This is a genomic window from Agrobacterium tumefaciens (genome assembly GCF_017726655.1).
Lineage (GTDB): Bacteria > Pseudomonadota > Alphaproteobacteria > Rhizobiales > Rhizobiaceae > Agrobacterium > Agrobacterium tumefaciens_B.
Genome location: NZ_CP072309.1, coordinates 2,137,531 through 2,150,647, shown reverse-complemented (window position 1 = coordinate 2,150,647; position 13,117 = coordinate 2,137,531). Strand labels below are relative to the sequence as shown.

Here is a 13,117-nt window from a genome sequence, read left to right as displayed (position 1 = left end):
CAGAACAGCTCACGCTGCTACAACATCTAAAATCTGCTTCCAAGCACAACACGATCGTATCGTAAGGTATCGTCCTGAAATGTGCGTTGGTTACCCTTGTACCGGCCAGCGAACACATTCCCGGCCCCTTCCAGCACATCCATGATCCGCCCTCAGGGGGCTCCCTCGCAATTACCCGATCGTGTAGTTCGATGCTACGCCGCCAAGACGCGTGACTGTTGCTTGCGACAAACCACCGCTGCCCAGATATTCAGCAAAGTTGTAAGAGAATATGTCACTTCGTTCTATTGCCTGGACCAAATTGGTATCACCAAAGACAACGAGGTATTCATGATCCTCCGGCGCCCAGATCCAAAGATCATGACCTGAAAAATGGATCAGAAGGTTATAGGGCGAATTTTCAAACAGCGCATCAAGCACAGAGCCGACCGGTTGCGGTGAAAATTGGCACGGAGGCTGACCGAACTCGTAAGCAGCGAAATCAATCTCGTCACTGCCGATATGCGTGGCGACAAGAACGATTTCCTCCTCGCTTGGAAATTCGGGATAAATCCTCGCCGCGAAATTCCTGTTTCGGATGGCCTGATGGTCGAGCGTGCAATCTTTCCCAATCAAGTCCAAAATCACGAGAATCCTCTTCAATCGCCGCGGAAGCCAATACCACCCAGACCGATATCTCTCCTATTGAGACGAAATGACAGCGATACCGGGAGCAACTGGCTCATTTGGAATCCCTCACAAAGGTTACAATCGCGCTCTGGGATAACGATAAAACACGGCCCGCAGGGAAACGCTCGATAGAGACGGCAGCTTTATCCTCGCTATTGAAAGCCAGATCGAAAGTGGAAGCGAATATCCGCGCCCATCCCTCATTATAGGTGGCACCCTCAACATAAATGACGCTCATCGATGGCCAACTCACCTGCTCTTTGGTTTCCGGATCGGCTACCTCAGCGCTGCCTGTTAAAACCTCCCGAGTTTTAAGGGGCGCGGCGTTGCTGCCAGGAAGAGATTGAAACTTAAAACTGTAGGTTCCGCTCTCAGGGTAAACAAAATCCACGATAGAGGCAGGCGACGACACGCTTATATGAAACGCCTTTTCGCGAGCGTCCCCAGGTCCCGAATCTGCAGCTAGGGCGCGCCATTCATCATCAGACACCTTTCGACCAGATATGATTACCGCCCCACCTTCTTTATTCAGCGGCTCATCAACGGAAATAATCAAACGAGTCGAGAATTTCGGCTCCTTCGCCTGGCTTGATGACCATGATACAGTCAAAGCAAAAAAGACGGCTAAGCTGATAGCATTCTTCACGATTCTCATCCCTTTTTGCGCAGCAGTGGGTAACACGAAATACCACCTGCCTTCATCGGGAAAGAGACTACATCTCTCAAGCCCCCAATAATAAGCAATCTTAATTGTTGCGTTGGTCGGCACGCGCTTTGGCATATCTGCCGAGAGGGACACTTAAGTAACCTCTGCGAAAGCTGTGACGCATCTCACCGCGGACAACTGGCTACCCGACGTGTTTTTTCCCGGTAGTGCCGATCTCAATACGGCCTGTTGTCCTGGGCTCACAATAAATGCCAAGCGCGCGACTGGTGTTTCTCAGCATCGTTCGGAGGATTTCAGGCTGCTCCTTCAGCTCCGGCTGGGCAATAAGTGTCATGCCACAGCGTTTTGTCGTTTCCGTCACCGTGACCTCAACTGCGCCGAAACTGAGTTCGTCGCCGATCCAGCCAAATTCTGAAAACCCGGACATGTCTTCCGTCTCAAGTAGGATGTTGGGTCGAAAACGCAGCCGGTCAATAGTGCTTTGTGGCGTCATCCGCTGAAGTTCGCACAATGAGGAGGTAGTAACTAAATGCAGGGGCGATACCGAATAGCGATTTCTAATTCGCGGGACAGAGGGCGCCAGAGGATCCGCCTCAGCATAACTGCCGATCTCCACTTCAAATCCGAAATGCGCTGACAGCGCCTGCGGCAATTGAGAATCTTCGAGGTATAGCCATCGTCCGTTCGGAAACCCAATACGAACGCCATCCTCATCCATGGCGCTCTTAAGAAAAAGCGCCGGGCGCCAACGAGCGTCTTTCTCCGGCGCAGCGACTACACCGGACACGGGATCAAAGAGGCCGAAACGCCTATCTCCCGTGATCCCATTCAGACGGATGTCGGCCTCATGGCATATTTCCCCGCCGAGTGAGCTCACTGGGTATCGCCATATTTCTACGATTTTCCCGATTGCCGGCATTGGTCGAATGCGCTCAGTCATCATCGCTTCCCGTCTGCTATCCTCAGGCCGTTAAAAGTATCGACGGAAATGCGGTTTTGCTCAGGTCTTCCAGAATGGCCGCCGCAGCGGTCTCACCCAGTTCCGCTGCGCTTGTTATGCCCTGAACGAACGGATGCTTGTGCAACAGAAAGGGAATGGCCACACAGTAAAGCCGGTTCGACAGCAGGCCCGTATCGAGCGGACGGTAACTTTCATCCACCGCTATACCACCGGTTCTTCTGACAATTGGGTCATTCTCTTCAATAGCTAATGGAGTCCCGGACTCCACTGTCATTGCTGGTTTCACAGTCCCGCGCCGCAGCGAAGGGAAAGGCAAGTCCCGGGCGGAGAGGGCAGTCTGGCCAGTGGCATCGATAAAGCTGTCGAATATCTCTTCGGCATCCCTCGTCCGCACCCTCGCCCCGCGCGAAAGACCATCAGTATCGATGGAATAATCGTCGCCGAGCCGCATAATCTCGAGCCGGCCGGCATTCCGTAGTGCAAGAAGACGCTTGATCGACAAATGCGGAACTGTCGCATAGTCATCAATGAAGACACTTTTGAACGACTTGTTGAACCGGCCCAGATCCTGTGTGTCCAAATGTGGGATCGCCCGCGCGATAATTTCGTGTGTTATCAAAATGGCGTAGCGCCAGGGTACCGTGAAACGTTCCCGGGCATTATGCTCGACCTCCGCAAGGTTCGCTGCTGCCCAGGCGAATGGATCAGTGGCTGACCGGCGCCCATAATAAGCTTCCGCGAAACTATCGACGGTCAGGCTGTTCAAGGCTATCTCAGAGGCGTAGTCGGGATCAGCAGTCGCGATTTCACGGCGAAAAAGTTCAAACACCCTGTCGAGCAAACCAACCGGTCCTCGTCCAATCTCCTGATCCACGGCCTCCTGCGTGCATACATTGGGCATTGAATATGGAAGCGGCCCGTAGAAGTCAGCTTCTGGCAGCAACCCCTTGCGCGACATCATCACAGCCAAGAAATTCTCGTGGCCGGTGGCAGCGCGAAACTGCAATATTCCCGCCTCATCATGGATAAATGAACCGCACGATACCGCGACGGTTAACAGGGCATCGATGCCGCTCAGAGACGTTCCCAATATACCAAGCCGACCGTGGCAGGCAGCCTTAAGAGCTGCCGCTGGCCATGGAGACGCAAAATAACCGGGTCTCACCTCGGTTTTATCTGGCCAGTTGTGGCCGGTCGCCATCACGACATGGTCGAAAATGGCATCAAAACTGCCATCATTCGTATCGACGCTGACGCGGATCTGATCGATACCGAGAACGATATCCCTGACAAAATGACCGGGGCACACATCGACCTCATGCCCGCGGTTCCTCGCGTCTGTCACAATGGCTGTGAATTGTGTGTGAAAATAATCGCCCAGAACGAGCCGTGGATAGAATTCGCGCTCATTGATTCCAGATCGCACAATGGAGAAGCGGCTCAGATAATCGTCACTCTGGCTAGACAGCCAGTCGACTAGCGACATGGGCATTGGAGGTATTTCAATGCTGGGGATATTGGACAGCATTACCGGATCGTTGGCGCCCGGAAGATAGGGCGTCCCTTTTCCGGCCAGCATTTCGGCTTCGTAAACGGTGATGGAGAGTGGTGCGGGAGACTGAACCAGACGCTGAAGTGTGAAAATACCGGTGGGACCTGACCCAATGATGCAAACTCGACTGCCCATACGCACATACTCCAATGCCATCTATTACAGCAGTAGGTCATAACGGCGGTACGGGCGTCGCGTTCCTGCAGCGTTCCGTTTCGTACGGTCTGTGACAAAGAGCCCGTAAACAAGCTTTTCGGACGGCCCGACGCGCGCGGTGATGAACCGGTTCACTATCGCTTCGGCACACCGGCACCCACGATGAAATTAATTCTCTTTATCGGAAATCTTACATAGATATATGATATTTATTCATAATATGTCACAAACGTATCGGCATACTCCATTCCACCGCGCGTTCCGCCATGATACACTTGCATCACAGTAAGGCCGCAAAACCGCGGTTCAAAGGCAGCGTTGCCGGACTTCTGTTGACGCCGGCCGGTCATCCCGGCAACCTCATACAATGACCGTGACCAACAGTTTCATTGCCGAGCTCATCCGTGACGCCAACCTGCTCGACCACCTCGACGGTTATCAGAAGCGACGAATGCTCGAACAGGCCGTTACAACGATCCGTGACATGCGCGAAACAATCGGCATTCCACCCGGCCCCGGCCGGGACCGTCTCCTCGAAATCCAAACCGTTGCCCTCTCCATCGAGCTCGGGTGGCGCAGCGATGAAGAGGTGCGAAACGCCCTGCTGCAGGCAGCCGGCATGATCCGCGACCTGCATATCGTCCTTGACAGCAAAACCGAAATCAGCCTCGTAAAGCCAGCCAGTTGAAAGCATTGCGGCTCGCCTGACCTCAGGCGAAGAGCGCGAAACTACTTCGAAAACCGAAGTCGGTTCACAAGTGCTAAGGCCTGCGCATTCCTAAACTTCAGGTGAGATCAGAGTGATAGTTGGAAAATATGATCGGTAACGAGCCACATCTCGCGTCAACAAAGGAAGGTTTTGTATTGCCGCGTGGGCTCCGATGAAAAAGTCAGGCAAAACACCGGTACGGGTACCGCCGCCGCGTCGATATCTGGTAAAGGCCTTACCCGCCAAAAAAAACGCAGCGCGAGGGAAAGGGCTGAACTTCAGCCCCGCCTGATCGACAAAAGCATCAAGAGCCTCAATCCGCTCATACCGAACAGATAGTTCCGCGTAGACGACGTCATTGATAAACAGCGGACCAGAAACGCTTGCCAGCTCGAGCTGCTCGATTGACCAGTCGGCCCAAGCCGGGTCGTCCGTTACGAGATCAAGCAGTACATTTGTATCGACAAGCGTCACTCGTCACCACGGGTGAGAGCCAGGATCGCGTCGGTATCTAGACCTTCACCAGCATGGCCGCGCAACTTGGCGAAACGCACGAGTGGCTGTTTCTTGTCCGCCCTGACCAGAACAATCCGTCCATCGGGAGCCCGAACAAAATCGACAGAGCTTCCTGGTGAAATCCCCAAAAGCTCGCGTACGGCTTTTGGAATGGTGACCTGCCCTTTGGCCGTTACCGTTGTTGTCATGTCAAACTCCCGTAATACCGGCGTAGAAGATGGTATTACTTCTGTGCCTCTGTTTCAACCAATCTCGCGATGAAATCAGTCGTTACCTCCCGCCACCAAATAATACCGACAACATTCAGCCTGCGATCATTAGGATTCCATTAACCATACCGGACCACCCTTCCCTTACAGCAACGATGGAGGTGGGCTATGGCTTACGACTGGAACCGCAATGAACGCGACGGCCGGTTCGATGAACTGGCGGCAGGTCTGATATTCTTCACAATCGTCACCCTGCTTCTGGCGTCCGCCTATCTCGTCGTAAGCTTTGCCAGATAGGAGAGCTCAGGCGGCAGCTCTTCACCCGCCTATCGGCCAGGACGTAAAATGACAGGGTGGCTACTTGGGCCAATGACCGTCGTATCGGCAGGTTCATGTATGCCAGAGGTCAGTGACGGAACATGACAGACGATCTTGGCGGCCATATCCTGCTTCTGTCCGGCCACCCCGGCTCCGGAAAATCCACAATCGCCGAAACGCTGGCGAACCGCCCCGGCGTTCCAAAGGTGCATTTTCACAGCGATGATCTGTGGGGATATATCAAGCACGGCCGTATCGATCCATGGCTACCGCAATCCCATCAGCAGAACCGCATGATCATGCAGATTGCCGCCGACGTTGCCGGTCGTTACGCGAGTGAGGGCTACTTCGTCATCCTCGACGGCGTCGTGCGACCAGACTGGCTGCCGGCCTTTTCGGCACTTGCCCGGCCACTCCACTACATCGTCCTGCGCACCACAGCGGCAGAGGCAATCGAACGCTGTCAGGCCCGGGGTGGTGACAGCCTGAGCGACCCTGATGTCGTGGCCGATCTCCACTCGCAGTTCGCCGCTCTTGGCGCCTTCGAGCACTATGTCCTACAAGTGTCTAGCAAGGACAAGGATCAGGCTCTTCAGTCGGTCATCAATGCGCTGCAATCGGCACGTTTCCGTATCGGTGCTTTGGATGAAAGCAATCGATAACGAACGTGCAGGATGAAACAAGCGTGGCTCTACCGACCATCTATCTTCTTCGTCACGGCGAAACCGTTTGGAACTCTCTTGGCCGGTTCCAGGGGCAACAGGATTCACCGTTGACACCACGTGGCGTTGAACAGGCAGACCAGGTCGCCCGCCTGCTCCGCGACGCGCTCTGCAACGATGACCAGTTGTACCAGATGCAGATCAGTCCGCTCGGGCGCGTGCGACAAACGGCAGAACGCGTACAGGCGAAGGTGCCGCTCCCATCTGTCGATGATGACCGACTGGTTGAGGTTACGATCGGTTCCTGGGACGGGATGACGCGATTTGAGATCGACAACGAGTTTCCCGGCCATCTTGACGGATCCAACGCGTTCGACTGGTATTTCAGGGCGCCAGATGGAGAGAGTTTCGATGACGCCTGCAAGCGCGCGACCTCATGGATCTCGGATATCCGCCATCCGACCATCGCCATTTCCCATGGTCTGTTCGGGCGGATCCTTCGCGGCGTGTTTCTCGGACTTTCAAAGCGGGAGATGCTCGAACTGCCCGTTCCGCAGGATGGATTTTACCGGCTAGATAATGGCAGGTGCGAGCTCATCGCAGTTTGACCTGCACCATCTTGCTCCGGTAACTCCAGAACTGCGGGCGGGCGCGTCATGCCGGTAGAGGAGACCAACTTGCAACCACTCAACGACATCTATTTCGCGTACCTAGACTGCCTCAACCGCCAGGACTTTGATCACCTCGGCACCTTCGTCGACGACAATGTCGAACACAATGACCGGCCGTTCGGGCTGTCGGGCTATCGCGAGATGCTGGTCAAGGACTTTGCCGACATTCCCGACCTGCGATTTAAGGCAGAGATCCTTGTCAGCGACGCGACGCGGATTGCCGTCCGGCTTTCGTTCGATTGCAGTCCCAAATCCACCTTCATGGACCTTCCGGTCAATGGCAGGCGCGTTCAATTTTGCGAGCATGTGTTCTACGAATTTGAACACAGAAAAATCCGCAGGGTCTGGTCGGTCATCGACAAGGCTGCGATCGAACATCAGCTTGCCTGAGAACGCGCCGTTCATTCGGACAGAATGAAAATTGAACATCCCCGATCTTTAAAGCGAGACTGCTCCGGTGGTCACCAAGAACACAAACAGTCTTCCGCACCGAGAAAGTGCGGGCCATGGCCATGGGGGCGAACTGTCGCAGGCTGCGTCAAAAAGACCATGCCTGACGATCTTGTAATGGAGCTGTTGAAGGAGCATTTCGAGCAAGTGCTATCCTTGAAGATAGCCAATTCCAAACAGCAGGATGGAAACGCTCGAAATGTCTGATGGTTCTTGGGTAGATTGGTTTCCTTTCGTCTTTTTCCCGGCCAAGATCATAGTGCTCGGCATAGGCATGTATTATGCGATCAAGTGGCATCACGATCAGGCGAAGAAAGATAGGGAGACCAAGGGGCACTGAGCGTGCCCCTGCTGTCCATCGCTCAAGCCCGCATTGCATTGCTGGCTGAAGGCGACGAGAGCGGCGAGCAGTTGCAGCGCCTCCATGGCGAATTGTCGGCCTCATAACTGTCACGGAACAACGGGCGAACTATGTGAGAACATCCGCGCCAATGGTTCTACATTAGATTTTTCTCAATGAGAACATTAGCTTGCCTCTATCAAAAGCCGCTCCAGATAGCTGGAAGCAGCATGCTTGATGAAATAAATAGAATACGAGTAGCCAATATTCGGGAAAGTATTTGAGCTAGAAAAACGTTGCTCGTTCCCATGAAACGTGGAGATCAATCGAGATTTCCACTCACTTTGTCAATTAGCTCTCAAGGATATGCTTAATCTGCAAGGCTCCGCCCATGGTTTTAACGACAGTGCGCCAACCGTTCGTTGCGCCTTTCCGTTTGGATCCCAGGTCGCCATCGCCTCGTAGAGCGGAGATCGATCCAGATTTTTAGCGTCAAAACACCTGTTACGACATACGCCGCAGGTATTCCCAGCTAGATCATCGGCCCAAAAAGTATCGTGCCCCGGGGTGTCACAAACGCCAGGAGGCCCACAGCTCATGTGCGAACATGCGGCATAGTCAATGAGATACGCAATCGATCCAGAGCCCGCTATGTCTTAACACGGATCATACGCGATCCTAAAAATATCGGCTGTCTCGCCTAGCACGAGAGAACCGTGAATAGAGCAGCTTCGGCCTGTTTCGCCCATCCCGATCCCGGCCGCGCCAACGATATAGCGGACGCTTTCATGGTCGTCGTCGTCGAAAACACGTAGCACGCCTCCAATTTTATTCCTTCACAGCAAGACGCACGCCCGTCCTGGCGCTCACTTCGGCGCTATGGGGAGCGCGTTCCCGTCAGGACAGGCTGGATCACCGCGTACCATATTCCGTTGCAGTGGACGCCCGTTCTCGGGGCTTACCGAGCCATATCCACTTCCTGTTTCGGTTAAGATCGCTCGAGGGCCGCGCGTATAATGGAGTGACGGGTTGGCGAACTGCCTTTTCGTCACGCTTCCCGTTAGGCTTTGAGGCAAAGATCCTTCAAAGCTTCCTCATGCCGTCTAGCTGTCTTTTTGACACGCCATATATCCGTTCCCGCGGATCTTTCGGTCAACGACAACGACCCACGTCTGCTCCTAGCTTCAACTTCCATCCCAAAAAGCCCGAACCTATCGGCTATATCACAAGAAATTTTTTATGCTCGGCTTCACGTGTTCCGGTATCGGACACACATAAGGATCCTTCCCCATGGCGTCTTTCCACTCTCCTTTTGCCGTCGCCAATAAGCCGGGCGAAGTCGCCAGATCCAGACCAGTCGAAGCCAATGCCTTCGCAGCGTGTACCATTGCTTTATGCGCACCATGACTTTTGCCTTGGGCAACCACCTGCCATGTATGGGGGTTCGTCCCTATCGCCCAGGCAGGTGCCCAGCATTGCGCCGTCGGAGTGACGCGACTAACGTCGCCAACATCAGTAGAGCCTGCCCGAAAATGTGAATGGCCTTCAAAAGCTCGAAGTCCCGTATGCAACGGTGTAGAGCCGTCTACCGTCTCGTTCGAGAAAACATCGTGCTTGATTTGGTAGAGCTTGAGACTGCTTCTGATCGCCTCCTGCGTAAACGTCGCCTGGATTTTGCGAGCGAAATCAATGTCCGCTTCATCAAACGGCACCGGCCCGATCGCCACCAGATTTTTGTGGATGGCATTTTCCAGGGTCAGGTTTGGCAAAAGATTGGTTGCGGCAGTGTCGAACACGATTTCGACCTCAGTACCGGTCATCATCGCAGCACCACGCGCAACTTGATCGACGCGCTCCGCAAGTGCTAAAGCCTGCGACATCTCGGGCGCTCGAACGAGATAGAGCACCTCGGCTTTGGCCTGGACAACATTTGCGGCACGCCCGCCGGCATCGGTGATGGCGTAATGCACGCGGCAATCCTGCGGCATGTGCTCTCGAAGAAAATTGACACCGACATTCATCAGTTCGACGGCATCAAGGGCCGATCGTCCAAGGTGAGCCGCATTGGCCGCATGCGCCGCGATCCCCTTAAACCTGTAATAATATTCGAGAACAGCAAGGTTGTTCGTTGACCTGACACCATTGAATGGCGCTGGGTGCCATGTGAGCGCGGCGTCCACATCATCGAATGCACCAGCCCGCACCATGAAGGTTTTGCCAGAACCGCCCTCCTCTCCTGGGCAACCGTAATATCTTACGGTACCGGGCAAACCGTTCTCCTTGAGGTGCTTTGCCAGAGATACTGCCGCCAGGAGTGAACCAGCCCCCAACAGGTTATGCCCGCAACCGTGACCGCTGGCATCTGGTTCGGCTTCAAGTTGCTGATCCATACCTGAGATTTGACTCATGCCTGCAAGGGCGTCGTACTCGCCGAGGAATGCGATGATGGGTTTGCCGGTACCATATTGGCCGACAAACGCGGTTGGCATTCCTGCAATGCCTTCCTCAACGACGAATTTGTGCTGTTTCAACGTTCCGATAAGAAGATCGGCGGATTTGAACTCTTCATATTTCAGCTCCGCCAGATCCCAGATCTTATCGCTGAGCGCGGTAAACGCAGGCGCCAGTCGGTCGATTAATTGTGTCAGTGAATTCAGGGCTGATTGTTCTGGCATGCTGGTCCTCAAGACAAGACGAAATCCTGACCGCGCATCAAAGATGGCAGAGGCTTCTGCTGAATATGGCTAGCACCGCACAGATGCGGTGCCGAAACGACTGGATTATTGTGAGACCGAGACTTCCCAGAGTCGCGCATTGGATTGCCACACCGGCTGTCCCTGCAAAGACTTCGTGGCACCCCAAACGTCGATCATGTCGTAAAGGAAGATGCCCGGCATATCCTGCAGCATGAGCTCGTGGAACTGATCGAAGATCGTCTGCCGCTTCTGCTGATCGGTTTCCGCGTAAGCGGCCTTCATCAGATCAATTGCCTTGGGGTTGTCCCACATAAGCGAAGCATTCTTGTCCTTGTCACCGACATAGAAGCTATACATCAAAGCCGGATCCAGACGCGGTGCGACGGACTGGGAGATGATCTGATAATTGCCGGAACGGCGTCGATCCACTTGAGTGGCGTAGTCAAGAACCTCAATTTGAACATTGAGGCCAATCTGCTGCAACATCGCCTGGGCAATGACCGCTGCTGGGAAGCTCGGAACATTACCGCGCTTGTTGGCGATGATGTTGATCTGCTCACCCTTGTAGCCGGAGGCTTCAAGTTCCTTCTTCGCAGCATCCAGATCGTAGGATACCCGCTTCTTCTGGGTTTCGCTGAAGTAGATCGAATCCGATGCCACCATCGAGCCGTTGGCTTTACCTGTACCATTGGAGGCAGCGGCCACGAGTTCGTCCATGTCGAGCGCCATTGCCATTGCACGGCGAACGCCTGGCTTGCTCATCACCGGATCGCGGGTCTGGATGTAGAAAAGGTTCTTGCCGTTATTCTGCGTAATGATGACCTTTGCTTTCTCGCTCTTTTCGAACTCTGGAATGAGGTCCGGAGAGATTTCGGCAGTGTCGAGAACACCCGATTGCAGACCGGCTTTCACCGTCGATGCATCGGGAATGACCATGAACTTGATGCCATCAACCAGGGGCCGTTTCGAACCGACCATACCATCCGGCTTGCCGTCATTTGGCGGGGACTGGTAATCGTCGAATTTGGAAAGGTGAATGTATTCGCCTTTTTTCCACTCGTCCCATTTGAACGGCCCAGTGCCGACAGGCTTGTCGAAGGCCCCATCGGCGGTGACGGAGTCTTTCGAAATCATACCCGTATAGCCGCATTCCGGCCGCGCCATTAAACCCAGGAAAACTGCAGAGGGCTTCTCAAGAGACATCGTGACCGTCTGTGCATCGACTGCCGTGATGCCTGTGACTTTAACGGTTCCCCCGTCAAAATCCTTGATACAGCTCCATTTTGTAGCTGGATCCATGTACCGGTTCCAGTTCCACACAACGTCGTCGGCCGTCAGAGGCTTGCCATTGTGGAATTTGACGTTCTGACGAAGTTTGAATGTATATCTCAGGCCATCTTTCGACGTCTCAACGCTTTCGGCAAGAAGAGGCTTCACCTCGCCGTTATTGGCATAGCCGACGAGTCCTTCAACAATATGGAGAATGACGCCATCGGTGTTGCCGTCGCGGTTCACTCCGGGGATGTTGCTGCGCAAATCCGAGCTTTGCGCAATGACGATATCCCTTGCCTGCGTCACGCCTGAAAGCGCCATAAGCATAGTTCCAGCAAGAAGTAAGCTTTTCATGTTCTACCCTCTGTTATTGTTGACTTAAAGCTGTTCGCTCAGCCTCGAAAATCGTCCCAGCAAACGCGCGAAAGGCGGCCGATCGTTTCGAGAGACAGCGTGTAACCCGGCGTTCCGTCGGGCATTTCCTGTGGAACCTCGTCGGTAAAGGCGGCGATGATGTAGAGCGGCTCGCCATCGCTATAGACGATGCCCGCATTCATCCGGCCCCGTTTTCCCGTCCCTCCCTTGTGGGCGATGACCGTACCGAACGGCAGACGAGAGGGAATGGCGTATCTCAGGATCTGGTTCTTGAGCGTCTGTAGTGCATAGCCGCTCAAGGCTTGAGAAACACCCAGGCGCTTGGAAGCCTCTTCAGACCCTTGTGCGTCCAGGATCAACTGAAGCAGGAACATCTGGTCGCGTGCCGTCGTGGTCGTAACGGACTTCAGCGAATGATCGGGAGAAAGCGCAAGCGGAGGGATTAGAAAGCGGTGATGGGTGCCTTGCATGCCGATTGCCTTGCAATAGCTGTCTACTTCTTCCAGTGTCAGTCGCTCAAAGACCATTTTGGTGCAGACATTGTCAGAAAGCACCATCATGCCGGTGATCGCATCGCGAAGCGAAATCACGATCCCCGGTGTCAGATACCGAAACATTCCACTTGCGACTTCTTCGGCAAAACGAGCCTCGTAGACAATCTGCTCATCGAGATTGAGCCTGCCTTCATGCACAGCCTTGAGAGCTGCCATCATGATCGATGTCTTGCGCGTGCTTGCGGACGGCGTTTCCTCATCTGCTCCACGAGCAAATATCTCGCCATTGCGCAGGTTCTTGATGCTAAACCGCGTGACGAATGTCTGCGCATCGCAAATCGCGTTCAGCCGCTCGGCGGTTGATCCAAGCTTGCCGGATGTCATGGGTGCTGTATTCATC

General features: G+C 54.2%; 14 protein-coding genes. 5 read left to right on the top strand and 9 right to left on the bottom strand.

What is annotated here, in order from left to right; all coding sequences use genetic code 11:
• Positions 1–171: 171 nt before the first annotated feature.
• The 4 genes from AT6N2_RS23985 to AT6N2_RS23970 form a co-directional block, all read right to left on the bottom strand.
• The gene (locus AT6N2_RS23985; protein WP_233282588.1) at positions 172–627 is read right to left on the bottom strand and encodes a hypothetical protein; all 456 of its coding nucleotides are present in this window, start codon (positions 625–627) and stop codon (positions 172–174) included.
• Between the two features lie 94 nt (positions 628–721).
• Positions 722–1,468 (bottom strand): hypothetical protein, encoded by a 747-nt coding sequence (locus AT6N2_RS23980; protein WP_233282587.1) that lies wholly within the window; start codon positions 1,466–1,468, stop codon positions 722–724.
• A gap of 49 nt (positions 1,469–1,517) precedes the next feature.
• On the bottom strand, positions 1,518–2,213 hold the full coding sequence (locus tag AT6N2_RS23975) for an MOSC domain-containing protein (RefSeq protein ID WP_209091830.1): 696 nt from the start codon (positions 2,211–2,213) through the stop codon (positions 1,518–1,520).
• A gap of 85 nt (positions 2,214–2,298) precedes the next feature.
• Positions 2,299–3,984 carry an FAD/NAD(P)-binding protein gene (locus AT6N2_RS23970; RefSeq protein WP_209091828.1) on the bottom strand — a complete coding sequence of 562 codons (1,686 nt, stop codon included), beginning with the start codon at positions 3,982–3,984 and terminating at the stop codon, positions 2,299–2,301.
• Positions 3,985–4,372: 388 nt separating this feature from the next.
• Here AT6N2_RS23970 and AT6N2_RS23965 point away from each other — a divergent pair, with 388 nt between their 5' ends.
• On the top strand, positions 4,373–4,693 hold the full coding sequence (locus AT6N2_RS23965; RefSeq protein ID WP_209091826.1) for a hypothetical protein: 321 nt from the start codon (positions 4,373–4,375) through the stop codon (positions 4,691–4,693).
• A 90-nt stretch (positions 4,694–4,783) separates the two neighbouring features.
• Here the strand turns inward: AT6N2_RS23965 and AT6N2_RS23960 are convergent, their stop codons facing one another.
• Both AT6N2_RS23960 and AT6N2_RS23955 read right to left on the bottom strand, forming a co-directional pair.
• Entirely contained in the window at positions 4,784–5,188 is a 405-nt protein-coding gene (locus AT6N2_RS23960; RefSeq protein ID WP_209091824.1) for a type II toxin-antitoxin system VapC family toxin, read from the bottom strand.
• Positions 5,185–5,418: an AbrB/MazE/SpoVT family DNA-binding domain-containing protein gene (locus tag AT6N2_RS23955; protein ID WP_209091822.1), complete on the bottom strand. Its 234-nt coding sequence runs from the start codon at positions 5,416–5,418 to the stop codon at positions 5,185–5,187. Before AT6N2_RS23955 ends, AT6N2_RS23960 begins: the two co-directional genes overlap by 4 nt.
• A 189-nt stretch (positions 5,419–5,607) precedes the next feature.
• Here AT6N2_RS23955 and AT6N2_RS24360 point away from each other — a divergent pair, with 189 nt between their 5' ends.
• The 4 genes from AT6N2_RS24360 (at position 5,608) to AT6N2_RS23940 (ending at position 7,480) form a co-directional block, all read left to right on the top strand.
• Positions 5,608–5,736 (top strand): hypothetical protein, encoded by a 129-nt coding sequence (locus tag AT6N2_RS24360; RefSeq protein WP_273545427.1) that lies wholly within the window; start codon positions 5,608–5,610, stop codon positions 5,734–5,736.
• Between the two features lie 122 nt (positions 5,737–5,858).
• Complete coding sequence (locus tag AT6N2_RS23950; protein WP_209091820.1) at positions 5,859–6,419, top strand: AAA family ATPase; 561 nt, start codon at positions 5,859–5,861, stop codon at positions 6,417–6,419.
• 23 nt (positions 6,420–6,442) lie between these two features.
• Complete coding sequence (locus AT6N2_RS23945) at positions 6,443–7,027, top strand: histidine phosphatase family protein (protein ID WP_209091818.1); 585 nt, start codon at positions 6,443–6,445, stop codon at positions 7,025–7,027.
• Between the two features lie 69 nt (positions 7,028–7,096).
• Positions 7,097–7,480 (top strand): ester cyclase, encoded by a 384-nt coding sequence (locus AT6N2_RS23940; protein WP_209091817.1) that lies wholly within the window; start codon positions 7,097–7,099, stop codon positions 7,478–7,480.
• Between the two features lie 1,623 nt (positions 7,481–9,103).
• On the opposite strand, the gene AT6N2_RS23935 is transcribed toward AT6N2_RS23940, so the two are convergent.
• The 3 genes from AT6N2_RS23935 to AT6N2_RS23925 all read right to left on the bottom strand — a co-directional run bounded on the left by AT6N2_RS23935 (position 9,104) and on the right by AT6N2_RS23925 (position 13,101).
• Positions 9,104–10,555 (bottom strand): M20 family metallopeptidase, encoded by a 1,452-nt coding sequence (locus AT6N2_RS23935; RefSeq protein ID WP_209091816.1) that lies wholly within the window; start codon positions 10,553–10,555, stop codon positions 9,104–9,106.
• Between the two features lie 105 nt (positions 10,556–10,660).
• On the bottom strand, positions 10,661–12,202 hold the full coding sequence (locus AT6N2_RS23930; protein WP_209091815.1) for an ABC transporter substrate-binding protein: 1,542 nt from the start codon (positions 12,200–12,202) through the stop codon (positions 10,661–10,663).
• Positions 12,203–12,240: 38 nt separating this feature from the next.
• A complete protein-coding gene (locus AT6N2_RS23925; RefSeq protein WP_209091987.1) occupies positions 12,241–13,101 on the bottom strand; it encodes a serine hydrolase in 861 nt (286 codons plus the stop codon).
• Between the last annotated feature and the right edge of the window lie 16 nt (positions 13,102–13,117).

Excerpts from the sequence above, each read along its gene's own strand:
- AT6N2_RS23955 (WP_209091822.1), bottom strand. The coding sequence starts at position 5,418 with ATGACAACAACGGTAACGGCCAAAGGGCAGGTCACCATTCCAAAAGCC.
- AT6N2_RS23930 (WP_209091815.1), bottom strand. The coding sequence starts at position 12,202 with ATGAAAAGCTTACTTCTTGCTGGAACTATGCTTATGGCGCTTTCAGGC.
- AT6N2_RS23970 (WP_209091828.1), bottom strand. The coding sequence starts at position 3,984 with ATGGGCAGTCGAGTTTGCATCATTGGGTCAGGTCCCACCGGTATTTTC.
- AT6N2_RS23965 (WP_209091826.1), top strand. The coding sequence starts at position 4,373 with ATGACCGTGACCAACAGTTTCATTGCCGAGCTCATCCGTGACGCCAAC.
- AT6N2_RS23935 (WP_209091816.1), bottom strand. The coding sequence starts at position 10,555 with ATGCCAGAACAATCAGCCCTGAATTCACTGACACAATTAATCGACCGA.
- AT6N2_RS23950 (WP_209091820.1), top strand. The coding sequence starts at position 5,859 with ATGACAGACGATCTTGGCGGCCATATCCTGCTTCTGTCCGGCCACCCC.
- AT6N2_RS23925 (WP_209091987.1), bottom strand. The coding sequence starts at position 13,101 with ATGACATCCGGCAAGCTTGGATCAACCGCCGAGCGGCTGAACGCGATT.
- AT6N2_RS24360 (WP_273545427.1), top strand. The coding sequence starts at position 5,608 with ATGGCTTACGACTGGAACCGCAATGAACGCGACGGCCGGTTCGATGAA.